General features: G+C 30.2%; 16 protein-coding genes. All 16 read right to left on the bottom strand.

Annotated features, from left to right (window positions below):
* Nucleotides 1–45: 45 nt before the first annotated feature.
* The 16 genes from BSD9I1_RS17455 to cdaA all read right to left on the bottom strand — a co-directional run bounded on the left by BSD9I1_RS17455 (nt 46) and on the right by cdaA (nt 24,984).
* Nucleotides 46–2,967 (bottom strand): type III restriction-modification system endonuclease, encoded by a 2,922-nt coding sequence (locus tag BSD9I1_RS17455; RefSeq protein ID WP_186431377.1) that lies wholly within the window; start codon nt 2,965–2,967, stop codon nt 46–48.
* 17 nt (nt 2,968–2,984) lie between these two features.
* Nucleotides 2,985–4,928, bottom strand: coding sequence for a site-specific DNA-methyltransferase (locus tag BSD9I1_RS17450; protein ID WP_186431376.1), 1,944 nt, complete (start codon nt 4,926–4,928; stop codon nt 2,985–2,987).
* A gap of 33 nt (nt 4,929–4,961) precedes the next feature.
* Nucleotides 4,962–5,219, bottom strand: coding sequence for a TIGR04540 family protein (locus BSD9I1_RS17445; RefSeq protein WP_186431375.1), 258 nt, complete (start codon nt 5,217–5,219; stop codon nt 4,962–4,964).
* A 169-nt stretch (nt 5,220–5,388) separates the two neighbouring features.
* Nucleotides 5,389–7,299 carry a TnsD family Tn7-like transposition protein gene (locus tag BSD9I1_RS17440; RefSeq protein WP_186431374.1) on the bottom strand — a complete coding sequence of 637 codons (1,911 nt, stop codon included), beginning with the start codon at nt 7,297–7,299 and terminating at the stop codon, nt 5,389–5,391.
* 10 nt (nt 7,300–7,309) lie between these two features.
* Nucleotides 7,310–8,935, bottom strand: coding sequence for an ATP-binding protein (locus BSD9I1_RS17435; RefSeq protein WP_186431373.1), 1,626 nt, complete (start codon nt 8,933–8,935; stop codon nt 7,310–7,312).
* Nucleotides 8,936–8,939: 4 nt separating this feature from the next.
* Nucleotides 8,940–11,045 carry a Mu transposase C-terminal domain-containing protein gene (locus BSD9I1_RS17430; RefSeq protein WP_186431372.1) on the bottom strand — a complete coding sequence of 702 codons (2,106 nt, stop codon included), beginning with the start codon at nt 11,043–11,045 and terminating at the stop codon, nt 8,940–8,942.
* Nucleotides 11,046–11,115: 70 nt separating this feature from the next.
* Nucleotides 11,116–11,961 carry a TnsA endonuclease N-terminal domain-containing protein gene (locus tag BSD9I1_RS17425; RefSeq protein ID WP_186431371.1) on the bottom strand — a complete coding sequence of 282 codons (846 nt, stop codon included), beginning with the start codon at nt 11,959–11,961 and terminating at the stop codon, nt 11,116–11,118.
* Nucleotides 11,962–12,207: 246 nt separating this feature from the next.
* Nucleotides 12,208–13,755: a TnsD family Tn7-like transposition protein gene (locus BSD9I1_RS17420; RefSeq protein WP_186431370.1), complete on the bottom strand. Its 1,548-nt coding sequence runs from the start codon at nt 13,753–13,755 to the stop codon at nt 12,208–12,210.
* 794 nt (nt 13,756–14,549) lie between these two features.
* Nucleotides 14,550–14,930 carry a hypothetical protein gene (locus tag BSD9I1_RS17415; protein ID WP_186431369.1) on the bottom strand — a complete coding sequence of 127 codons (381 nt, stop codon included), beginning with the start codon at nt 14,928–14,930 and terminating at the stop codon, nt 14,550–14,552.
* 333 nt (nt 14,931–15,263) lie between these two features.
* Nucleotides 15,264–17,096: a glutamine--fructose-6-phosphate transaminase (isomerizing) gene (gene glmS, locus BSD9I1_RS17410; RefSeq protein ID WP_186431368.1), complete on the bottom strand. Its 1,833-nt coding sequence runs from the start codon at nt 17,094–17,096 to the stop codon at nt 15,264–15,266.
* 519 nt (nt 17,097–17,615) lie between these two features.
* Nucleotides 17,616–18,965, bottom strand: a complete 1,350-nt coding sequence (gene glmM, locus BSD9I1_RS17405; protein WP_186431367.1) for a phosphoglucosamine mutase — start codon at nt 18,963–18,965, stop codon at nt 17,616–17,618.
* 182 nt (nt 18,966–19,147) lie between these two features.
* Complete coding sequence (gene buk / locus BSD9I1_RS17400) at nt 19,148–20,227, bottom strand: butyrate kinase (RefSeq protein WP_186431366.1); 1,080 nt, start codon at nt 20,225–20,227, stop codon at nt 19,148–19,150.
* Nucleotides 20,228–20,257: 30 nt separating this feature from the next.
* Complete coding sequence (gene ptb, locus BSD9I1_RS17395; RefSeq protein ID WP_035306567.1) at nt 20,258–21,169, bottom strand: phosphate butyryltransferase; 912 nt, start codon at nt 21,167–21,169, stop codon at nt 20,258–20,260.
* Nucleotides 21,170–21,357: 188 nt separating this feature from the next.
* Nucleotides 21,358–22,956: an NAD(P)/FAD-dependent oxidoreductase gene (locus tag BSD9I1_RS17390; RefSeq protein WP_186431365.1), complete on the bottom strand. Its 1,599-nt coding sequence runs from the start codon at nt 22,954–22,956 to the stop codon at nt 21,358–21,360.
* The gene (locus tag BSD9I1_RS17385) at nt 22,946–24,166 is read right to left on the bottom strand and encodes a YbbR-like domain-containing protein (protein WP_035306564.1); all 1,221 of its coding nucleotides are present in this window, start codon (nt 24,164–24,166) and stop codon (nt 22,946–22,948) included. Before BSD9I1_RS17385 ends, BSD9I1_RS17390 begins: the two co-directional genes overlap by 11 nt.
* Nucleotides 24,136–24,984: a diadenylate cyclase CdaA gene (gene cdaA, locus BSD9I1_RS17380; RefSeq protein ID WP_186431364.1), complete on the bottom strand. Its 849-nt coding sequence runs from the start codon at nt 24,982–24,984 to the stop codon at nt 24,136–24,138. The genes BSD9I1_RS17385 and cdaA overlap by 31 nt, the downstream gene beginning before the upstream one ends.
* Nucleotides 24,985–25,066: the final 82 nt, after the last annotated feature.

Raw genomic sequence — 25,066 nt, 5'->3', positions numbered from 1 at the left:
AACAATAGTCATAAACCGCCTTAAAAGCGGTTTATATACTTATTCTTAAGCTAAAACTTTTTCAACAATAGCTTTAACATTATTATTATTAAGCTGTCTCTTAAATACAACATCATAGCCATTAAGTTTCATAAGCTCAAAAAACTTTTCCGCACACTGTATTTTATATTTTTCTTTGCCCATAAGGTCACTTACATTATCTTTACCTTTTGTTTCAATAACTAAATTTAACTGTTTTGTTCCATCAGATCTTTCAATTACATACATAAAATCTGGGCTATATGACTCACCTACTACAGTTGGAATTCTAATACTTTTGTTTGGTATTTTCCCAAAAACCATAATTTCTTTAATATTATCAACTATTATATTATCTTTTTCAAGTGGCGAATCAAATGCACAAATATCATATAAATATCTCTCTGGAACTACTGAATTATCTGTTATTTTTCCTAATCTTCCTTGTGCAATAACCTCTTTTATAGCTCCATTTTCATCTGTAAGTGCTGTAGGGTGTATAGGAGCTGTAATCTTCTGATAACTAAACCTTGCCATTAATAACTCCTGTTTTCTTTCAAAGAACTCAGTAACAAAGTTCCCTACAGTTGCTTCGTTAAAAAAGCTATCTGCCAGTTTAACTTCTTTTGAATACTTTACTAAAGCACTATGAATAATTTTTATTGGTAAATTAGTTTGCTCATAGATTTTATTTAAGAAAACATTATATGGCAAATTGTTATCTATCTGTAGAATTGTTCCTGAACCATCTCTCTTAGAAATCTTTTCACCATATTGCTCTGTTTCTTCTCTAATACTCTTTACTGTAAGGATACTTCCCACATCCTTTTTGAAAATATTATATACTTCTTCTATAAGTTCATCATCAGTTATATTGTCATAAGTTATAAAATACTTTTCATTTAATTTCTCCCATAAATCAGCAAGTTCTTTATATACATTAGCTCTTATTCTAACTTCCCCAGTTTCTTTTTTATTCTTATTGACAACTTTATCCTTTTGTAAGCCACTTGAAAGCTGAGGGTATTCTGCAAACATTTCCTGTCTTTTATCTTCATTAATGTTTAAGTCATTATCAATATAATCTTTAAACATCAATCCACCTTTAAACTTATCGTAAGTATACCCCAAAGACTCTGCGACTTGCTTCACAATATCTTCTCTTAACTTAAATGTCTCAGGAGTATCTCCATTTATCTCCCTTATAAGTCTATCAGCAAAACCTTTTTCCGAGTAGTCAATTATATAATTTAAATAAAACTGTTCATCAGATATTCTATTTCCATATTCATCAACTGGCAAACGTAATCCTCTACCTATCTCTTGAAGTTTACTTATTTCACTACCACTGGAACGAAGCTTTGCTATTGTAAACACATTAGGATTATCCCAACCTTCTCTAAGTGTCCACTTTGAAAATATAAATCTTCTTGTATTAAAACTACCATCTTCGTTTCTTATAGCTAATAATTTTTCCTTTTCATTAAGTATTTCATTTATTTCTTCCATAATCTCTTCATCACTGGTTGCATTATCCTGTGAAAAGTAACCTGCATGTGTTGCTCCAATGTCATTTAATGAAGCCTGTAGATATTGCTTATATTCCTTATAGTCATATCCCTTAACTATAAGCTTATCTAACTCTGCTATTTCATTTTCTATCTGCCCCGAAAGTATTTTCTCAAAAGATAATTTTAAATGTCCATCATTATTATCGCCACGATAGGAGTGTATGCTATCAATAAAGAATAATGCCAACGATTTTATCTTATTCTTTCTTAAAAAGTTTTTTCTTTCGGTTTCAAAATGTCTTGTTAATGCTAAACTTAACATAAGTTCTTGATAAGTTACACCAAAAGCAGAGGGATATATAGCGTCACCAGTTCTCAATATAAGTCCATTTGTAAGCAAAACCTCTGTGTTTGAAATAGCCTGAATTTCAACTCCTCTAAACTCTTCATCAATAGCGGAAAGAGAGTCATTTTTCACCAAGCTAATAGTGCTAAGCTTTTGTAACTTATCTAACTGAAAGTGAGCAGTAAAAGGATTTTTAGTTATAGAAGTTAATTTAACTTTAGCCTCTTTTTCAGAAACACTTGAAAGATATTCAACAGCTACACCTTTTACAAGCATTTGGTTGAAAGACTCACATGAACCCAAATTGTATATTAGATTATGATAATCCTTGCCCTTCTTAGTATCTGGAAAGGTAGCTCCATAACGCACTATACACTGAGGCTTTATATTATCTATCAAAAACTTAAATGTCTTGTTATTTTTATCAAATCTATGTGGTTCATCAATTATAACAATTGGAGCTGTACCTTTTAAAGACTCCAATGGTTTTGAAAAGCCTTCAAAAGATTGATCATATTCTTTTTGCATAGTCTTAGATGTAAGCATTTGACTATTAACAAGTAATACATGTATTTTATTTGTTACAAGCTTTGAGCCTTTTACAAACTCACTTACGGAAGAAGGAAAATACTCTCTTCCTTTCTTTTTCTTCTGTGGGTTTAATACATGTAATTCAATCTCTGAATTATTATACTGGTCTATAAAGTGATTTTTAACATAAGTAGCTTTAATAAATTGACCTGTACCTGCTTTTATAGGAGTAGTTGGCACTAATATAATAAATTTATTGAATCCATAATTCTTATGAAGCTCATACATCATCTTTGTATAAACATAAGTCTTTCCCGTACCTGTTTCCATTTTAATATCAATGCTAAGATAATCACTAAGGTTATTATTATTTCTCATACTTGGATGAATTTTCTCTTGTAACTTCTTGATATTCTTTAATAGAATAGGTGAATTTAAGTCAATTCTATTATTCTCAAAATTATTTGCAGTTCTAAATATATTAACCCCTTCAAAAACATCATTAATGTATTGTATTGCTTTTTCCTGGTGAGGTAATCCTGCTTGAAGAATAATGCTCATTTTTTATTACCTCCTCTCTAATATCGTGTAATAACATCTATTTTTCTACAACCTGCCAATTGTTTTAGGTTATCTCTCAACTGGCTTAATTGAGTAAAATTAAAAGAATAACCAAATAGTATAATTCTATTAGGGAAAAAGCTACTATCATTTTGGTATTTTTCTATTAGTATTTTGATAGCCTGTGTTGTAATATTAGGATTAATAAAGTATAGTGTATTATCACATTGATATGCTGTATACTCACTTAAATTTATTTCTTTAAGCTGTGCGTTAAATCCATAACCATCTTGCACCTTCCATGTTATTAACACTGCTTCACTTCCAAACTCTTTTAGTATTGAAATATCTTCAACTAATTTATCTGGATCAAAAGCAAGAATTTTATCCAGAGTTTGCTCTTGTGAGGAAACAAGTTCATATATTTTAAATCCGTAATCAATATCTTTATCTATTTCATTCTTTATCTTTTCTGAGGCCAGTTTAATTCTATCAATTCCAATTTGATTTATAGTTCTATACCCAACTTTATAAGCCTCCCCATCTTCCTTACACTTTTCTGGGATTTGAACCATAATATATTTTCGATTACCACCATCCTCAGCGTTTAATTGCATTATCGCATGTGCTGTTGTTGCAGAACCAGAGAAAAAATCTAAAATTGTAAAATCATTTCCTGTGTTCATTTGAATAAGATATTTTATAAGTTCCACAGGTTTAGGATATGAAAAAGGAATCCCCATTTCCTTTAATTGGGAACCTGCACTTTGCGTACTACTTAAATTTGTTAACACTGATATTACGTGGCTTTGGTCTTCAAGTCTTTTTTTGATAACTTCTATAGTTCCAGTCTTAGTTAAGATAAATTCACATTCCTGTCCTTTAGTATCATAAACTTTTTTGTATCCCTCATTAATAAAACTTTCTAATAAATCTTTTGAACCCCATCCTGTAGTTGCAATCACTTCATTCTGTGTTTTATATTCTTCAATAATAATACTAACATTATATTGAGGCCAAAAGCCTTCTCTATTTTCAATAATTCCTTTTTGAATTTCAGCGGGAAATCCCTTGGGAATTATAATACTTGAAATAGGATTTTTAGGACCATTTTTTACAACCGTGTTTCTTATTACATCTTTATATAATTTACTTGTATCTGGAATATTGGTGTCTATGACAGGAGGTGCAGGAAAACACTGTATGTTTTTTGCATAAGCTACAATTGACTCATGGCAATTCTTAATTTTTGCCTGGTTATCGAAATTACCGTCTGTTTTCCAAATCAAATTGCTTAATAAGTTTTGTTCACCAAAAATCTCATCACATAATAATTTTAAATTTGCCAGTTCGTTATCATCAATTGATATAAATATAATACCATCGTCTGATAGCAAATCTCTCGAAAGGTATAAGCGAGGATACATAAATGTAAGCCATGCTGAATGAGAAGCAGAACCTCTGGATGTCATATTTAATATTCTTTGAGCTTCTTCTTCTGAAATACCTATCTTTTCTGATAATTGCTCAGGAGTGAACTTAAAATTATCCATATAAGCAAACCCGTCACTACCTGTATTATAAGGAGGGTCTATGTATATACATTTTATATTTCCTGCATATGATTTTAACAAATGCTTAATAGAGTCAAGGTTATCACCTGTAATATAAATATTTTCACTGCTCTTATTTTCTTCTTTACTATTATGCTCTAAATCAGGTTTTATTACAGTCTCACTTTCGAGTGCTGTTAATAACTTTGCGTAAGACTTCCCTAAGAAATTTAGTTCATATCCTTCTTTTGTAATATCTACTTCATTTTCATTTAATACTTGTTCTAACTTTTTTACATCAAAATTCCCTTCATTGGTAAAACATGAAGGAAAATGTCTTTTTAGTATATCTATTTGCCTCTGATTTATAGCGACATTTTCATTCTTTTCAATTATATCTTTAAGCATACTTTCTCTCCTTTAAAGAATTTAGGTGTTGTATCACTTTTCTTTATTAGTTTCTTTATTCATCTCTAATATTTTATTAATAACCTCTAACCTTCTCTTTCCACATATCTGCTGTAAGATTGACGTATAATTGCTTCCTTTTTTAACCTTACCTGTGTTATTTCTATAGATTGAACTTATATAACTAATCAATTCCTTTTCGTTTAAATTATTTTCCCAATACTGGTCAACAATTTGATTTAATACGTGAGCAATTTCTCTCTGAGTTTTATAGAATAACTTTATATTCAAAAGCCCACCTCTCTATTAGTAATTCTATTTTTACCTAATTTATATTTTATTCTTACTTTTTGATAAAAGCAATACAATGAAAAACTCTATAATATAATTAAATACTACAGAGTTTTAAATATGTCTTTCTTATTTATATAATCCATTAAGCATTAGGATTAGTCTAATTCTACATGATATTCTTAAAACTATTACTAATACTTAGCTGTATTTCGTTCTTAACCTTCTCACTACAATCTTTCCTTATTCCTGCCTTCCTATAAATCTTCCATTCTGAAATATCATCTCCATTTTTTATTAAATCATTAACTACCTTTCTAACTCTTCTAATCTGGAAATCTTCAATGCTCTCTTTAAATTGTTCTATTATTTCCTTAGTCTTAGGTAACTTATTTAAATGCTGTTCTAAAATTGATAAAGTTCCTGTATCAGTTCCTACTTTGCTTAATGTTATTCTAACAATTTTATCTAATCTTAACAGTTTCTCTATATCACTACTAATAGCCCCGCAAATATTTATATCTCTCTCATCCCAATTAACCCTTACATTATTAGTTTTGTTTCTAATCGAATTAGGAGGCAATATTTCTTGTAGTAAATCATTATTATGTCTATACAGCCATATATACTCCTTCTGAAATACTTTTCTTAACTCAGTTCTTGTTATCTTTTTTTCATGTGTTGACATGAAGCTTTTAATATTATTAGCATACTTTTCGCTTATTTTAAAATTAACATTAGTTCTTTGAAAGGTGGTGTTATTACTTGTATTGTCATCTTTCAAAATTGCTGAATATTTTTTCACTGTCATTGGGTCTACCTTCATTTTTTTAGCCATAGAGCGTAAGCTACCACCTTCATTCAATACATTTTTTAGCTTTTCTTCCCATACATGACCAAACTTTTTAATTGTGCCTATTTTATATCTATGACATGGTTCAGTATCTGGTCCCTTTCTTGAATATATAAACCCACAATCACATATAAATGTCCCTACTGGTTTCTTAGTATGAGTACACTTTGTAATAATACACTTTGAAACTACAGACTGTTTAAAGTGTTCTGCAACTGGATTTAAACAAGGCCATGGACCTACTCCGAAAAGGTTTAAGTCTTTATCTCCACCGTAGAAAAACTCCTTAAAATCATCAACTAAAAAATTGATAAGTAAGATGTGTTTTATGGGATGTGTCATCTTTTTTCTCTTATGTAATAGTTCTTCTAACCAACTACAGTTAGAATATAAATCAATGCTAAGGTTAAGGTCTTGTAAAAACCCTTCTTTATAATAATTAAGAAATTGTTCTTTCAATTCTTTCATTTTAAATCTACCTGATATAGTCAAAAAACCTTTTTGTCCTAATAAATTAATATATCTATTGAATACCTTTTCTATATTAAAGCTCCTTAAATCTGAATTTAATAAAAATTCTACAGCTTTAGAGATCTTTTTATGTTCTTCCACGTAACGAATTCTATTTTTTACTATTAATCCCTGATTTGTAATATCATGCCCATTATCACATTCAGTCCTTAAAGGCGTAAGCTTAAACTTATTCTTTGTTGCAATAGGTGTATTACAAATATGGCAAAATTGTTCTAATACCCTATTGTGTTTGTGACATAAATGTACTCCTACTACATTATGACTTCTGTGCCAGTATACTTCTCCATACTTCCCTTTATCCTCTTTTAAACATTCAGGACAATACTTTAAAAATCTAAGAGCTTTTAAGTTACTCGCCATAATACCTAACTTCATATAAATTCCTTTACCATTGTTGCCCTTCATATTATTGATAGCATATTCCTGTCGCTCAACATCTAAAAAAGGATAGCATAATGGTAACATAGTAAATTTAAAAATAATATCCTCTGCACTGTAGTAACTTATACCGTTAAATTGTTCTATAAAAAGTTCAATGTTACTTGGAAACTGAATAATAGCCAGTGGATTGCCTTTAGATAATAATTCTTTTAAAGCAGTTTTGTGACTTTCTTGTTCTGTATCTTCATAGTACCTACAAAATGCACTATAAAGTAATTCATCAGTGAAAATATTCGGAAAATACCTAATCAACTTTCTTCTCCTATACAATAAATTCATTTATTTCAGCTATATAATTATACTTTTTTAACAATTCATAAATAGGTTGTTTTTTTGCTTTAGCCTCTTCATATATAGAGGTTAATCCATCTTTTTTAGCAACTTTATCTTTTTTAAAACTCTTACTTTGAACATTTTCCTTAGTAATTGTATCTTTACTTGTAATCATTTCATAAGCATACCTATTTAAAATATTTATCTCTTTATCTGCTCCTAAATTACGTACTATCTGATTTGCTACTTCTTCACTTTCATTTTTATTGAATCCTGCCTGAATAAGCCAGGAAGTTATAGATGTAATTTTAGATTTTTTATTATATTCATCTTTATTTTGAAATTCCTCATTGCCAACTTGAAGGTTTTCATATAACATAGCTTTTTCTTTTTCTCTCTTCTCGAATTCATCCCAATCTTCTTTTTTTAAGTAAATGTCCTCATATTGCGATAATTCTCCTTCATTTCCTCTTTTTAGTGCATCAAGCATTGGTTGTATTGGTTTTAAATAATCTTTTGCAACCGATTTAATAATACCTTTAGTTATTTTTTCAACTCCACTTAAAATAGCTCTGTATTGCGAAAATATAAATAATTTTACAACAATATCAGTAATACCTTGGGACTTATCATACAGTAAATCTAATAATCCATCATTTAATTCAACACGTTTTTTTGTCCACTGATATTTAAATAATCCTTGGACAAAAGCTCTCCATTCATTATTCTTAGATATTCTATTCCATATAATACTACCTTCACCACAAATTCTTCTTGCATTTCTAAATTCACTATTAAATAATGGTAGTGCTTTTAAAGTGCCTACTAAGACAATTGGTACAGATATAGTATTTGAAAGTTCTACGAAAAAATTTAAAAGTTCTTCTTCCTTCTTTGTTCCAAGTCCTCTTAAATTTTGTAATTCATCAAATACTATCACTCCCACAGAATGTTGTTCAACTACCCGCCTTACATACTCTGGAAGTTCGGCAACTCTTTTTGTTGCACCTTTCCTATAATACATATTCTCACCAAAAATTTCATCTATCTGGGATAATAGGTTTAAGCATAAACCTTTTGGAGAACCATTCGATGGTGTTTGAACCATTAACCAAGTTATTTGATATCTAACAGTCCTATCACCTTTATAATTTGTATGTAATATTACCTTAGGATAAGTAGACAATATAGCCTTTAGCAATGTTGTTTTTCCAATTCCGCTTATTCCAATTATAGATAGTTCTGGTGAAGTAGATAAAGATGTTTCTTCTATTTCATATTTTTGACCACTTGAAACAATTTTTTCACCTTTTTTATAAGAATTTCTATGTAAATATCCAAACCTAATCATTCTTGAAATAACTTGTTCAATATTAAAGTGCATAGATAATGGCTTGTAATAGCTTTCAATATTTCTAACTAATTGAACTCTATATAACGGTGGCAAATCTAAATCCTTATTATTAAAATACGGATACCTACTAAGTAATTCTGCTAATTTTTCAGGATTATCAATTATATCTGGAAGAGCTTCTATGTATGGGTTATCTTGGTATATGCTTATCTTTTGATTAGTATACTTAGCTTGAACAAACTTTTTTGAACTTATTTCCATTCTCCTATTTCTCCTTATCTAAATCAAACTTTAATAGATTTGAATATTGAGGTGCTGGTACATATTCGTCTTCATCTATATCATCATTAATACTAATTACTTTTGCCACATTACTCTCCTTCTTTTCTAATTCCCACGCTTCTTCATCTCTATTTAATTCTTTTTCCATTTTTCTATTAATGTTTATATTTTTAATTCTTTTGCTTTTAGATTCTTTTGCGTCCTCAAATCTATCTTTAGCTTGTTTTGCTATTATATCAATACTTTCATTTAACTCAGCAGTATTTTGTATATCAATTTTTTTATAATATTCTTTTTCTTGTTCTTCAATTTCGTTAATACAAGCAATCTCTTCATAATATAAAAACTTTTTACTGTTATCAACTAAATTATATTTAGTAAATCCATCATTTGTATGTACATAAATATAATCCATATTTCTTGGATCATAGGATATTTTTACTTTTATTCTTCCTTTCTGTTTTGCACGCTCAAAAATTCCTGAACTTACAGCCTCACTACTACTATATTTTCTCTTTTGAAACATCAATCCTTTATAACTAATAGAGCAACTTGTTGATGGCATTAGGTTAAATTTTATTATATCCTCTGGATAACTTTTCAATAAACCACTTCTGTTTTGTATCCCCCATTTCCATAGGTTTTTAGGTGTAGAATTTACGTTGTCACGAATCATTTGTTCATCTCTATTGTAGTAATCCATATACCTATTATTAAAATACAATATACTGTAAATAATAATCTTCGTGAATTCTTCTAAATTAAGTGATGCACCTAATCTATAATCCTTTTCTCCTCTAATTCTGAACTCACTTTTAACTGTTCCTTCAAGCCAATGAAGTGTCTTATTATTAATTCGCCTAAAGTTTTGCTCTACTATGCCTTTCCAATCAGCCCGGTATGGTGGAAGAATATCAATTCTCACTCCTAAGTTCTGAACTAAGTTTAGGGGCTTTTTACTTTCCATTTCCCCTCTATCTACAGTTAATGAGTCTGGAAGATAACTACACTCCCACGCTTCTTCCTGGATGTTTACTCCAAATTCTTTACAAAGTTCAACTTTATTTCTTGTTGTATTATAAAGAGCCATCATAGCCCCCATCCAACTTGGACCTTCAACCCCAACATAAAAACCAACAATCATTCTTGAAAAAACATCAATCACCATATATACAACTGGCCTGCCAATTATATAATTAGAATTTAATCTGCTTACCAAATATATATCTGCAATAGTAGCGTCAATCTGAAATCTTCTCCCTGGAGCAAACGACTCTATGGTTGTTTCTCCTAATACAGCCCTCTTTTGTAATTCATTTTTCCGTTCACCTTCTCTTAAAATATTTAACTCCTTTAAAGTGAATAACTTATTTCCCCAATACTTAAATTGAGTTATAGAAGGGATATTATCCATATCTATGATGGGTATTTTATCTCCATTTTCGTTTGTATAATATCCCCTAACAAAATATCTTTCAAGTGTCTTTTGATAAGCTTGTACATATGTTATTTTATTTTGATTAGCATAAAACTTTTTAAACCCTTTTTCAATTTTCTGTTTTATTTCATCTGTGATATTTATTCCTGATTGTGTTATTGAATTATTTAGATTATCATAATTCTCAGTAACTTGAGTAACAATTGTATATTTTAGAGGTCTTCCTCTTTTTTTATCTCCTGGGATTTTATCTTTTCCCTTTCCACCACGTTTATATATATTAGGTAATAGTGCATATTTCATTTTTCCATTTTCCCAATATAGTCTTAGGTATTCATATACAGTCTTTTTTGCACAACCATACTCAATTATTACTTTATTAATCAAACTCCCCCTTTCCTCACCAAAATAAATATCTGGCTCACATAACACTATATCTTTTATTATATTCCATCTTTTCTCTAAGATTTGGATACTACTTTCGCTTATATTCTTATAATTAATTCTTTTCATGGAATTGTACTCTACTTCTATTATTTGTGATGAAGATAATAATTCCTCAATGTAGCTAAGTTTTTCACAGATTGGTAATTCTCCCTTCTTATTTAATCTATACAGAATAACAGTATCAGTTTCTCTACTTATCCACAAAACTCTTTTTAATATAGTATCACTATAGTTTTCATCATTATATTTAATGACGGAATTAATCGTAATAATATTAAATCACACCCTTCTTCTTTAGAAACTCATTAAATCGAACAATTTTTATAGGAAGCTCTGTGTTAATTTTTTCATTCATATCTAATTCCCAAATTTTATTAGCTATTAGATGTTTAATTATAGCTAATGAAGTCCCTGGCTTTTCTCCTATTACTTTATCAACCTTTTGTGATAAATTTGCAAAACCTATTGTATTATTAGATAATTCATCTCTTAGGCTGTTCTCAATAAATAAAATTTTAGTATTATCTAAATTTAATCCATTTAAGTTTAGATAATTATGAATTAACTCCACATTGTATGATAGTATTCCATTCACATCTTTATCTGTTACTATCTTCCAGTCAACATTTCGTCTCTCCCAATACAATCTTTCTATTTCTAATTTTTCAAGAGTTCTTATATCAGACAAATCTTTTTCGTATTTTATTGTTCTTGCTACTGTTATAATTTCATTTTTTATATTTAGTGTTATAACAAAATCCGTTGTCAAAATATTATTAGTCCCTGTTATTGGTATAGTTGGATGTTTAACTCCTATATCTTCTGCAATTCTTAATGTTTCATTGGAACTTCCATTTTCATTAAGTAAAGGGAATTGTTCTCTTATATCAGTTACTATAGGAGACCACTCTAAAACAAAAAAATATTTAGATTCTAATTTTGATAGTAAATGATGTATCCTATTTGTCTTCCACCCTAAAATTTCTGAACTAATTCCTTTAGATGGTATATCTCTAACAGTAATCCATGGTTTATACTCCTTTCCCTCTCCCTTCCCCCTACCTTCTTTTATCCTATTTTCAATAATTACATCATTAAAATCTCTTTTACGTTTTGACATATACAGCCTCCCTTATCCAAACAATCTATATAGCCTATTGTTTCCGCCTTAAATTATTTTATACATTTTATTTCATTTATTGCTATATTATCTTTATTTTCCTTATATTTCATAAATTATAGTCAATGTAATTTTGTTAAAATTTGTTGTTTATAGTCAAAGCTCTTTACTTTATTAGTTATAATTTTTATAGATTTTTTTAATAAAAAAGCTCCTCATTGAGCTGAGGAACTTCTTATTATTTCTTTATTCTTTATTTTTTGTTTCTTCTTCAATAGTTGATTCTATATAATAATCGTAACAATTATAATATTTTCTCGGTATACAAGCTTTAGCCAATATCACATATCTTTTTAAATCATTATCTTCTGCAACTAATTGTTTTATTATATTCTTAATCTTTCTTCTATGAAAGTCGTCTAATTTCTCTATATTTTCTTCTATTAGTTTATTGCTTTTGGGTAGCTTTTCTAAATTTCTGCCTAATGCCTTATATCCAATAATCTGTGCAATATATGTCACAGTTACCCTATTAACTTTAGTATCATTTAGTATCTTATAAATAGCTATCTTAATTTTATTGTACATTTCTATATCTCTTTGTTTCCAGTCTACTCTATCATTTTTGTAAAACTCTTTATGTTTCTTGGCATCAGGTAAAATCTTCTCTAACCAATCTCGTTCATGCGTATATAGCCACCTGTACTGATTGCTTAAACGTTGTTTAATTTGCCTCCGTGACAAGTGCGGCTCATTTTTGATTAGCTCAGTAATAGCCTTTTTATATGGAACTTCTAAGTAGGCTCTATAACAATTGCTTTTATTGCTAACTTCTAATTTCTTTAACGTAGGCTTAGGTATAGTTATCTTGCTATACTCCAAGAAGTTATTTAAGCTTCCAAATAAAAATCTAATAAATATTAAGTGCCTAATTGGATGTACTGTCTTCTGCTTTTTTCTGGTAATTATTCTAATCCAACTATTTTCATCTTCTATTCTTATATTAGATTGTAATTTTATTAAAAATCCAGTAGAATAATACCTTAAAAACTCTTCATGTAACTTAACTTGATTTATTAACCCAGATGCTGAACTATACCCTTTATCATATAACATACAGGTATATTTATTTCTTATCATATCAATATCAGGAAATATACTAATATTGTTAAATAAGAATTCAATATCTGATGAAAGAAGGAAAACTTCATTCTTTATCCCATTTTTAATATTTTCATTAGAAAAATTAAGAGTTAGTTTTTCAATATCCTGAAAAACTGTATTTGTTGAAGTAATCTCTGGTTCAAATGTTTCCAATAGACATTTATGCTTAACACAAATAAAATTTCCTTCTAATTGATGTATCCTATGTAAATATGCTTCTCCATATGTTTTTCTATCATGAGCAATACATTGTGGACAATAATTAATTCCTATAGTTTTAAATATAGAACCTGCTGTCATTCCTAAGCTTGATTTAACAGATGTTAACTGTCCTTGTTTAATATTTTTAATAGCCTTTTCATACCTATTTAAAGGTATAAATGGTTTATAAAAAGGCAATATCATATTATTTTCAATAAAGAGTTCAGGTGTATATTCTGCACACTTTGGAAGTTCACTACATAGAAAATCTAATCTATTTGCTAAAGTATATGTCACTGTCGCATACATATCTCCCATTAACTCTTTAATTGTTATAAAATAATTATTGTTTCCTGTCATTTTATCATATCGTACAAATACACTGTATATACTTTCATCTGGATATGGCATAGGAAAAAATCTCAACATACATATTACCTCTTACCCTATAAGTTAGTATGATAAGATTATTTTCCCAGGGTTTATAAACTTAATTCGTGGTATATCTTGGTATATGCACTAATTATTTTTTAAATTTTATCAATCTTTGTATAACTACTGTGAATTGAGGATATAATATAAGCTAATATACTAAAATTTAATTGGAGGAGTTCTTATGTATCTGTACAAAAAATTTATTCAAGAAAAACATAAATATAAAAAATTTCATCTTTATTTAAAGTTGGTGTAGTGTTAGTCAAATTAATCATTGACTACAGTTTACACCAACTTTTTTTATTGACACTTTTTCTAAAAAAGGAGATGTGGTTTTATATTTGAACTCCTTATTGGCAATATGTATTATGTCAGATGCATAGTCTCTAAATACTTTGACTTATTTAAACATTACCTAATGGAAGGAAGTGAACAAATGAAAGATTTAATCGTACCTATAGTATCAGTAATTTGTATGGTATTACTAACAATTTACGGAATTTATACAATCAGAGGCCTGGTAGAATCAATTATGTCCAAAATTGATAGGAGGTAGCTAAAACTTATTTATCAATTCTCGTAATAATCTGCAATTGATGACATAAGACAAAAATAATGAGTGCGGTTTTATCCTATTCTATAAATACTTAAAATCCTATGTTTATTTAAACATAGCCTAATTTTTCATAAAATAAGCGTTCTATAACATCTGCCTCATTGTTAGTATAAAAGAAGTATTTGCCTAAAACAAATGCTTCTTTCTCCACTTCATTTTTTCTCCTTTACTCTTAATCTTCACATAGTTCAAATTCCGATAGTTTACCATTAGCAATCCTTATTCTAATTGTTGTATCAAGCTCTTCACTATTATATAGATAATCAAAAACTACTTTGGAAAAAGTCGATGATAAACTTTTAATCAGCATCACAGCAGTAGTACATTCTGTATAAAAGTAAATTTCGTTATGTGAACTTCCTATGTCTGTTGCATTAATTGCATTTCGTTTAGTTCTCCATTGCGACTTGTGAGCAATTTTATTAAAATCAATACTACCAACCCCATATATTTCTGGGTTTTGTTCGCTCTTTTCTACTTTTATAAAATTCATAACTTCACTTACATCCTCTTCCGCACCAAACACCGTTAGTTTATTCAATATCAAATTCATATTCTTCAAATCACTCCTTTATTCATTTTTATATTCTATACATTTAATTTGATAGAAATTCCTTGAATCCTTTTAATTAAACTCCATAGAGCACCCTGCTTTTTAATAAAAATAAAAGAGTGCAAGATGAAGATTATAATAATCTTCATCTTGCACTCTTACGGTTTATTCACTTAGAACCGAATATTTATTCAATCGACTGAATATATATTCTTAATCCCAGTTTCCGTTAATTTTATTCAGTTTCCGTTAATTTTATTTAGTTCCCATTTATTTTATTTAGTTTCCGTTAATTTTATTTTGCAACAACAATTATTAATATTTATCTAAAACCTATTCTACTGTAACTGATTTTGCTAAATTTCTTGGCTTATCAACGTCGCATCCCTTTTGTACTGCTGAGTAATAAGAGAATAATTGAAGAGGTATTACTGAAAGTAATGGCGCAAATAATGGATTTATTCTTGGTAAATAAATTGCTGAATCCACTGTTTTTTCTATACTTTCATTTCCTTCGAATGCTACTCCAAGGACACTCGCTCCTCTTGTTTTAACTTCCTTTACGTTGCTTACCATCTTATCAAATAAATCATCTTGAGTTGCTAGTGCAACAACTATAGTTCCATCTTCTATTAAAGCTATTGGACCGTGCTTTAATTCTCCACCTGCATATGCTTCTGAGTGTATATAGGATATTTCCTTAAGCTTTAAGGATCCTTCCATAGCTACCGCATAGTCAAGCCCTCTTCCTAAGAAGAACATATCTTTATGCATGTATGTCTTTGCTGCAAATTTTTGTATTACTTCTTTATGCTTTAAGCACTCTTCTGCTTTTTCAGGTAGTGTAAGCATTTCTTCCTTTAAGCTTTCTAACTCTTCTTCACTTAAAGTTTTCTTATGCTGAGCAAAGTATAAAGCAATTATATACATAGCTATAAGCTGAGTTTCATAAGCCTTTGTTGATGCAACTGCAATTTCTGGTCCTGCCCAAGTATATAATACATCATCTGCTTCTCTTGAAACTGAACTTCCTACTACATTAGTTACAGCAATAACTCTTGCTCCGCGAATTCTAGCTTCTCTTAATGCTGCTAAAGTATCTGCTGTTTCACCAGATTGGCTTATAACTATCATTAATGTCTTTTCATCTATGATAGGATTTCTATATCTAAATTCTGAAGCTATATCTATTTCAACTGGTATTCTTGCTAACTTTTCTATAACATATTTTCCAACTACTCCTGCATGATAAGCAGTTCCGCATGCTACTATATAAATCTTTGATATATTTTCTATCTGATCATGAGTTATCGTTATATCATCAAGGGTAATTGGTTTTCCAGGCATAACTCTTGATGTCATAGTATCCTTTATAACCTTTGGTTGCTCATGAATTTCCTTTAGCATGAAATCTTCATATCCGCCCTTTTCAGCAGCATCAGCATTCCATGTTACATGATATATATCCTTTTTTATTTCTTCCTTGTCTTCTGTAAATAGCTTTATGCCATCTCTTGTCATTAAAACAAATTCTTTATCATTTAAAAGATAAATATCTCTTGTATGATTTAATACTGCTGGTATATCAGAAGCAATAAAGCACTCATCTTTTCCAAGTCCTACAATAAGTGGGCTGTCTTTTCTTACTGCTACAAGCTTATCAGGTTCTTTACTACATACAACACCTATAGCATAGCTTCCTTCCATTTTAGAAACTGCCTTCATAACTGCATCTAATAAGTCCCCTTTATAGTAGTAATCTACTAAATGAGGTATAACTTCCGTATCTGTTTCAGATAAGAACTTATATCCCTTAGAAGTTAACCATTCTCTTAAATTTATATAATTTTCAATTATACCATTGTGAACAACACTTATAGTCTCATCTGAATTACTATGAGGATGAGAATTTAAGTCAGATGGCTCACCATGAGTAGCCCATCTTGTATGCCCAATTCCAAGTGTTCCGTCTAATGGAGTATTATTTAACTTTGCTTCTAAATTTGCAAGTCTTCCTTTGCATTTTACTACATTGATATCATCACTATCGGTGTCCATTATAGCAACACCCGCTGAATCATATCCCCTATATTCTAATTTTGAAAGCCCTTCAACTAAAAGTGAAGACGCCTGTCTTTTACCTATATAACCTACTATTCCGCACATAATTTATTCTTCCTTTCAAATTTAATTTAATATTATATACCTTAGGTATATGAAAGTTTTTAACACCTGGCTCATTTTGTGCCTAAAATCACTTTTAGATTTTATGAGCCGTTAACGGTAGTGCGATACCGTGGGGCACCCGCCGAAGATTCGATACTCCCCATCCTCGTCAACTTAAGCAGACATCCCAAATCTTCGATTTGTCGATGGTCGCTTACTCCGCAACAGCGGAGTTTCCTTTAAAATCCGTAAGGAAACTCCTCATACTGAGGAGTAAGTTCAGCTGACTAAATCACAGATTTAGAGCTTCACTTAAGTCCTGGCGCTTTAAATTTAAATCATCCAAAATTTTCTACTTAATTATCACCCCTTTTGTCCTCTTTAATAAAGAGGCATCTAATTCATTATATTTTTTATATTGAATTTGGTCAATGGTAAATAAAAATTTAATAAAAACTTCAGAAATAATTTTAGTGAACATCTTTTTTATTATAAGATGTTCACTATATATACTTTTAGCTATTCATTTGCCTTCTGTTCTATTAATTTAGCTAAGGAATGTGCTATTTCATCTATTTCAGATTGATTTTCTCCTTCAAGCATTACTCTCACTAACGGCTCTGTTCCTGATGGTCTTATAAGAACCCTTCCGTTGCCTTTCATTTTATCTTCTATACCTTTAATTTCTGATGCTATTTCTTCATCTGTTATATATATATCTTTTTTATCATTAGGTATCTTTGCATTTACAAGTACTTGAGGAAGTTCTTTCATTACAGAAGCAAGCTCAGATAACTTCTTACCAGTATTTTTTATAATAGCAGATAATTGAAGTCCTGTAATAAGCCCATCTCCAGTTGTATTATAATCTAAGAAAATAATATGTCCTGATTGTTCTCCTCCAATTTTATACCCATCCTTAACCATTTCTTCAAGCACGTATCTATCTCCTACCTTAGTAGTTATAAAATTGATGCCTTCTCTTTTCATGGCTATGTGCATGCCTAGATTACTCATAACAGTTATAACTATAGTATCCTTATCTAGTTTTCCTGTATCCTTCATATATTTAGCACAAATGGACATTATAAAATCTCCATTTATTAATTCCCCATTTTCATCTACTGCTAAACATCTATCTGCATCCCCGTCAAAAGCTAATCCTAGGTCACATCCTTTTTTTACAACGTAATCCATTAGCTCTTCAGGATGAGTAGATCCACAGTTTTTATTTATATTGAATCCATCGGGATCATTATTTATAACTACTACTTCTGCTCCTAATGCCCTAAAGGTTTGAACTGCTGTTTCATAAGCCGCTCCATTTGCACAATCTAGTGCAACCTTTAATCCCTTTAGGTCTGTATCTATAGTAGACTTTGCAAATTCTATATAATCTTCAATAGCCGCTTCTTCAACAATCTTTCTTCCTATATTTTCTCCTATAGGTGAAGTTACTCCTTCAAAGTCTCCTTCTATTACTGCTTGTATCTTGTCTTCTAAATCATCAGAAAGTTTATATCCATTTTTGTTAAAAAACTTTATTCCATTATATTCAACTGGATTATGAGATGCTGAAATTACTACCCCTGCATCTGCTCCATATTTTCTTGTTAAATATGCTATAGCTGGAGTTGGTACGATCCCTACGCAAACTGCCTCAGCTCCTACAGAGAGTATGCCTGCTACTAATGCGCTTTCAAGCATATGTCCTGATATTCTTGTATCCATCCCTACTAAAATTTTAGGCTTGTGAGTACCTTCTGTTAATATATGTGCACCTGCTCTTCCTAAATCGTATGCAAGTCTTGATGTAAGCTCTTGGTTTGCTATGCCTCTTACTCCATCCGTTCCAAACATTCTATCCATAGATAATACCTCTCTTTTCTATGTTTTATGTAATATAAGTTTATGCAATTTTATTGTTAAAATTCAAACATATAGACCTATTATAATACAATTTATATATTATCTCAACAAAATGCCTGTTGGTTAATTCGACAAAAGTAAAGGTCTGGCGCTTACCGCCAGACCTCTATAATCATATATAATTATTTATATTCTTTTGCTTTTTCTTCTCCAGATAGTACTCTTATTGCTCCTTGAGCTAATGCTAATAATTCATCTTCTCCAGGATATGGTACTACAGGAGCCATAAATTCAACCATCTTTTTAATTTCAGCTACCACATATTTACTGTAAGCAATTCCTCCAGTTAATATTATAGCGTCTATTTTACCAGCTAAAACAGCTGCACATTTTCCTATTTCTTTACCCATTTGATATATAAATGCATCTAATATAAGTCTATATTCCTTATATTCTTCGCCGCCTTCTAATCCCTTATTTTCAACATCCCTAAAGTCATTTGTTCCAAGGTATGCTACTGTACCACCTTTTCCATTTATCTTTTTAATCATTTCTGGTAAAGTATATTTTCCTGAGTAACAAAGTCTTACTAGATCTCCTATTGGAACTCCGCCACTTCTTTCTGGTGAAAATGGACCTTCTCCATCTAATGCATTATTTACATCAATGATTCTTCCATTTTTATGTGCTCCAACAGATGAACCACCACCCATGTGAGCTACTATTAAGTTTACATCTGCATAATCTTTTCCGTGTTCTTTAGCATATTTTCTTGCAACAGCCTTTTGATTTAAAGCATGGAATATACTAGTTCTTTCTATTTCTGGCATACCAGAAATTCTTGCTACATCTTGAAGTTCATCTACAACAACTGGATCTACTATAAATGATGGTATATTAAGTGAATTAGCAATTTCATTTGCAATTATTCCACCTAAGTTTGAAGCATGCTGTCCACGTACGCTTACTTTAAGATCATGAAGCATAGCATCATTTACAGCATATGTGCCTCCTTCGATAGGTTTTAAAAGTCCGCCTCTTCCTACTACTGCACTTAAAGTAGTTATATCAAATCCCTTTTCTTTTAGTACATTTAATATAACTTCTTGTCTGAAATGAAACTGATCATATACTGTTTCATATCTTCCTATTTCCTCTGAAGAATGTCTTAAAGTTTCTTCAAATAATAAGTTTTCGTCTTCAAATACACCTATTTTTGTAGAAGTAGAACCTGGGTTTATTATCAATAATTTGTATGACATTTTGTTACCTCCATATATTATAATTATAAATTATTTCTTCATATTGTCAGCTACTAATGCTGCAAGAGCTATTGAATACATCTTTGTTTCATGGCTGTCATTTCTAGAAGTTAATACAACTGGTGCAGTTGTTCCTACAAGTAAGCATCCATTTTTAGAATCAGTTGTATAAGTTAAAGTCTTATACATTATGTTACCTGCATGGATATTTGGAAGTAATAATACATCTGCCTTACCTGCTACTTCTCCTGTAACCTTCTTATGTTTTGCAGCTTCTTCAGATAATGCATTGTCAAGTGCGAAAGGTCCATCTACAACGCATCCCTTAATCTGTCCTCTATCGCTCATCTTTGCAAGTAAAGAAGCATCTATAGTTTCAGGCATCTTTGGATTTACAACTTCTACAGCGCATACTGCTGCAACTTTAGGCTTTTCTATTCCAAGAGCATGTGCAACTGAAGCAGCATTATGTATTATATCAACTTTCTCCTTAAGTTCAGGATATGTATTAAATGCAACATCTGTTAATAATAATAATCTGTCAAATTTTTCTGTTTGAAAAACTGCTACGTGGGACATAGTTTTTCCTGTTCTAAGTCCAATTTCTTTATTTAAAACAGATCTTAAGAAAGTTGCTGTATCAACTAAACCTTTCATTAACATATCTGCTTTTCCTGTAGATACTAATTCTACAGCCTTTAAGGATGCTTTTGCAACGTTTGGCTCGTCTATTATTTCAAAGTTGCTTAAATCCATTCCTATTTTGTCCGCTATCTTTTCTATTTCTGCTTTGTGACCTACTAATATAGCATCCGCAATACCATTCTTCTTTGCGTCTCTAACCGCTTCAAGAACTGGCTCATCTTGCGCTACAGCTACTGCTACTTTTTTAGTTTCAAGACTTTTAAGCTTTTGTAAAACTTCATCAAAACTTCTAATCATTGAAATACACCTCTTTAAAATTATTTATGATTGATAAATTTTTAACTATCTAAACTGTTATAATATCTCATGTTTATTGTATCAAATATTTTCATAAAATCACTGTTTTTCAGAAAATTAAGTTATTAAATTTTTAGCTTTGATTTACCTAAGTAGATTATACCTACTATTTAAATCAAAGCTTTTAATTATACTATAGGTGCCCATTCCTTCATTATACTTTCTGCTACTCTTAATCCATCTACTGCTGCAGATATAATCCCGCCTGCATATCCTGCTCCTTCTCCTGCTGGATAAAGTCCCTTCAGTGAAATACTCTGTAGGTCTTCATTTCTTGTAATTCTTACTGGAGCAGAAGTTCTAGTTTCTATTCCTGTAAGCACTGTGTCCTTATCTCCAAAACCTTTTATCTTCTTATCAAAGTTTATGAAACCATCCTTTAAGGATTCTATTACATAGGATGGTAGACATTTTCTTAAGTCTGAAAACTCATATCCAGGTTTATATGTAGGCTCTACCTTGCCTATACCCTTACTTATCTCATCTTCCATAAAATCTCCTAAAAGCTGAACTGGTGCCATATAACTATTTGTGGTTTTGTATGCTAAACTTTCATAATGTCTTTGAAATTCCATTCCTCTTAATGGGCTGCTTCCTTCAAAATCCTCTGGGCTTACAGATACAACTATTGCTGAATTAGCATTTTTGCCATCTCTTTTATGATAACTCATTCCATTAGTCACAATTTTATTTTCCTCTGATGAAGCCGCTACAACATATCCTCCAGGACACATGCAAAAGCTATATACTCCTCTTCCTGTCTTGTTACTTGTATATGCAAGCCTATAATCGGCTGCCCTGAGCCTTGGATGCCCTGCATATTTTCCATATTGATTTTCATCAATAAATGATTGAACATGCTCTGCCCTCACTCCTATTGCAAATGGTTTAGGCTCTAAAAATATGTTTTTATTATGTAGAAGCTCATAGGTATCTCTTGCACTATGACCTATAGAAAGCACTGCAACTTCACAAGGTATTTCTTTATCATTAGCTACTATAGCTTTTAAGCTACCATCTTTAATAATAAGATCTTGCATTTGATGATTAAAGTAAACTTCTCCCCCAAGTCTTATTATTTCTTTTCTAATATTTTTTACAACTTCTTTTAATATATCAGTACCAATATGAGGTTTTCCCATATACTTTATTTCCTCTGGTGCACCACACCTTATAAACTCTTCTAAAATAAAGTCACATCTTGTATCCTTTATTCTAGTAGTTAGCTTTCCATCAGAAAAAGTTCCTGCCCCCCCTTCACCAAATTGAACATTAGAACTTTCCGCGAGTATTCCCTCTTTCCAAAACTTATCAATGGATTTAGTTCTTTCTTCTACCGCTTCTCCTCTTTCCACTATTATAGGATTATACCCCTTTTGCGATAATAAAAGGCCAGCAAACATCCCTGCTGGCCCCATGCCTATAATTACCGGTCTGTGGCTTAATTTTTTTTCTCCAAAGGGAAAATTCTCCTCATAATTTTGTTCTTCTATTTTTACATCTTTATCATTTGCTTTTAAAACTACCTTTTCTTCATCATCACAAGCAATCTCTACAGCATAATTAATCTTAATAAGATTTTTTTTCCTTGCATCAATAGACTCTTTTAATATTTTAAAATCTTTTATATATTTTTCTGGAAGTCTCAATTTTTTAGCTACTTTAGATTTTAAAACCGATATATCTTCATCTATGTCTAGTGCTATGTTATTTATCTTAATTGCCATTTATAGTTTCTACCACCTTTTTCTTTATAGTTACATTTATATTACTTGGAGTCACTGAAACTAAACTAACGTTACTTGGTATATTTACACCTATAGGAAGAGAATGTGTACCTTCCTTTAAAGAATTTAAATCTATATAACTTTCTATGGTCGTTATATTGTTCAAAATATCTCCTGTACCCTTTATTATAATATTAACCTGTGAAATATCTGACGTTACATCATAGTCTTCACTTTTATTAATAAATTTAATCGTTGATGATATGCTCTTTTGTAAAATATTATTTGAAGTTATTTTAACCTTTACATATCCATTATTATTTATAAGAGTAACTCCTTCGGGTACTATTAATTTTATATCAATTTCATCTTTAGATGATGTAGATAAGTCTATTGTTTCAGTATTTAAAGATGTAATAGAATTTATAAGGGCATCTTCTCCAGCTATCTCTATAGAGCTAGGAATAGAAATAATACTATTTAAAATTCTATCTGCTAATTCTCCTGTTGTTTTAACTGTTATAGGAATGCTTTTTATTTTCTTTATTGGAACCTTAACATTCACATATGAAGGTTCTACTTTTACATAATCTACAACATTATTGTTTTTATCTACAGGTTTTAATGAAACTGATTGCTGCAAGTCCGAAGTTCTATTACTTATATTATACTTTGCAACTACCGCATCTACTTTTTCAACATATCTAGCTGCTCCCGTTATTCTAGCAGAGTTTTCATTTATATTTGTTTTTAAGGCATAATATCCTTCTTTTGCTTTACCTTCTATATCTGTCTTAATAGGCACTACTTTTTCTTCAAGTTCATCTATCTCAACCTTTGCCCATAGGTTTTCAGTATTTACTACTTTAATATTGTTTGGAATTTCTTTAAGCTCTACAGGAATAATATTTTCTCCTTTTTTTAGCACATAGGCACCTAAATCAATTACTACTTTAAATTGATTTTCTGTAACAGAATATACGTCATTTGCAGTTCCCTTTAATGTTAGTGTTATAGAAGGATTTTGTCCAGGAATTAGAGTTAAATTTGATTGTCCTATTGCATCTGCATTCATTAAAACTACTGGAATACTTTTTTTATAAGTTCTTATAGGATTTAATACGTTGGTAGTATATAACCATAATCCAAAAGCAGCAATAAGACAGCATATTTTTATAATTAGCTGCTCTTTTTTGTTTCTCTCATCCATGCTACCACCCGCTCTTTAAAATTTAATTTTTTACTTTGAGTCTTTTTAATTATTCTCATAAGTATATCCTTAAGTCTTGCCTTATCGTAATTCCTAGTTAAGTTGCCATTAACAGCCAAAGATATTGTTCCTGTTTCTTCTGAAACTACTATAATTATTGCATCTGAGTTCTCGGATATGCCAAGTGCTGCCCTATGCCTTGTTCCCAGTGCCCTATTTAATTCATTATTACTTGTAAGTGGTAAAAAGCATCCCGAAGAAATTATTCTATCGTTTCTTATTATAGTTGCTCCATCATGAAGAGGAGTATTTACCACAAATATGTTTTCTAGGAGAGCTGAAGATACTAGTGAATCTAATTTAGTTCCTGTATTTATAATTTCACCGAGCCCTGTCAATCTTTCAATTACTATTAATGCTCCTGTTTTTTCTCTAGATAAGCTTTCTACAGCATTAACTATTTCCTCTATTACCTTTGCCATTGCTTCCTCATCTTGTAAAATATGTTTATCAGTAAAAGCACTTCTTCCTATATGTTCTAGAGCCCTACGAATTTCGGGCTGAAATATGATAATAAAAGAAAGCACCCCTATTGTAATTGTATTACTTAAAATCCAATACAGCATTTCAAGTCTTAATACTTTACTTATGGGAATAAATATTATTATAAGTATAATTCCCTTTAAAAGTTGCTCTGCTCTAGTTTCTCTGATCAACATATATGCTTTATAAAATAGATATGATACCGCCAAAATGTCTAGTATAGAAGACACATTTATATTTTTTATTGAGTTTACCATCACCTGTAATATCTCCAAAGCCTCTTCACCTCCTTATTTCTTTAATTACATTAATAATTATACACTATACTTAGTAATTTTTATAATTTATTAAGTAAAA

It is taken from the genome of Clostridium sp. BSD9I1 (genome assembly GCF_900185645.1).
Lineage (GTDB): Bacteria > Bacillota > Clostridia > Clostridiales > Clostridiaceae > Clostridium_AK.
This window is presented reverse-complemented; position numbering and strand designations above follow the sequence as displayed.

Coding starts and splice junctions, on each gene's coding strand:
- BSD9I1_RS17455 (WP_186431377.1), bottom strand. CDS start 2,967: ATGAGCATTATTCTTCAAGCAGGATTACCTCACCAGGAAAAAGCAATA.
- BSD9I1_RS17450 (WP_186431376.1), bottom strand. CDS start 4,928: ATGCTTAAAGATATAATTGAAAAGAATGAAAATGTCGCTATAAATCAG.
- BSD9I1_RS17385 (WP_035306564.1), bottom strand. CDS start 24,166: ATGGATGAGAGAAACAAAAAAGAGCAGCTAATTATAAAAATATGCTGT.
- glmM (WP_186431367.1), bottom strand. CDS start 18,965: ATGGATAGAATGTTTGGAACGGATGGAGTAAGAGGCATAGCAAACCAA.
- BSD9I1_RS17420 (WP_186431370.1), bottom strand. CDS start 13,755: ATGTTGAGATTTTTTCCTATGCCATATCCAGATGAAAGTATATACAGT.
- BSD9I1_RS17415 (WP_186431369.1), bottom strand. CDS start 14,930: ATGAATTTGATATTGAATAAACTAACGGTGTTTGGTGCGGAAGAGGAT.
- buk (WP_186431366.1), bottom strand. CDS start 20,227: ATGTCATACAAATTATTGATAATAAACCCAGGTTCTACTTCTACAAAA.
- BSD9I1_RS17390 (WP_186431365.1), bottom strand. CDS start 22,956: ATGGCAATTAAGATAAATAACATAGCACTAGACATAGATGAAGATATA.
- BSD9I1_RS17435 (WP_186431373.1), bottom strand. CDS start 8,935: ATGGAAATAAGTTCAAAAAAGTTTGTTCAAGCTAAGTATACTAATCAA.
- glmS (WP_186431368.1), bottom strand. CDS start 17,096: ATGTGCGGAATAGTAGGTTATATAGGTAAAAGACAGGCGTCTTCACTT.
- ptb (WP_035306567.1), bottom strand. CDS start 21,169: ATGATTAGAAGTTTTGATGAAGTTTTACAAAAGCTTAAAAGTCTTGAA.
- BSD9I1_RS17425 (WP_186431371.1), bottom strand. CDS start 11,961: ATGTCAAAACGTAAAAGAGATTTTAATGATGTAATTATTGAAAATAGG.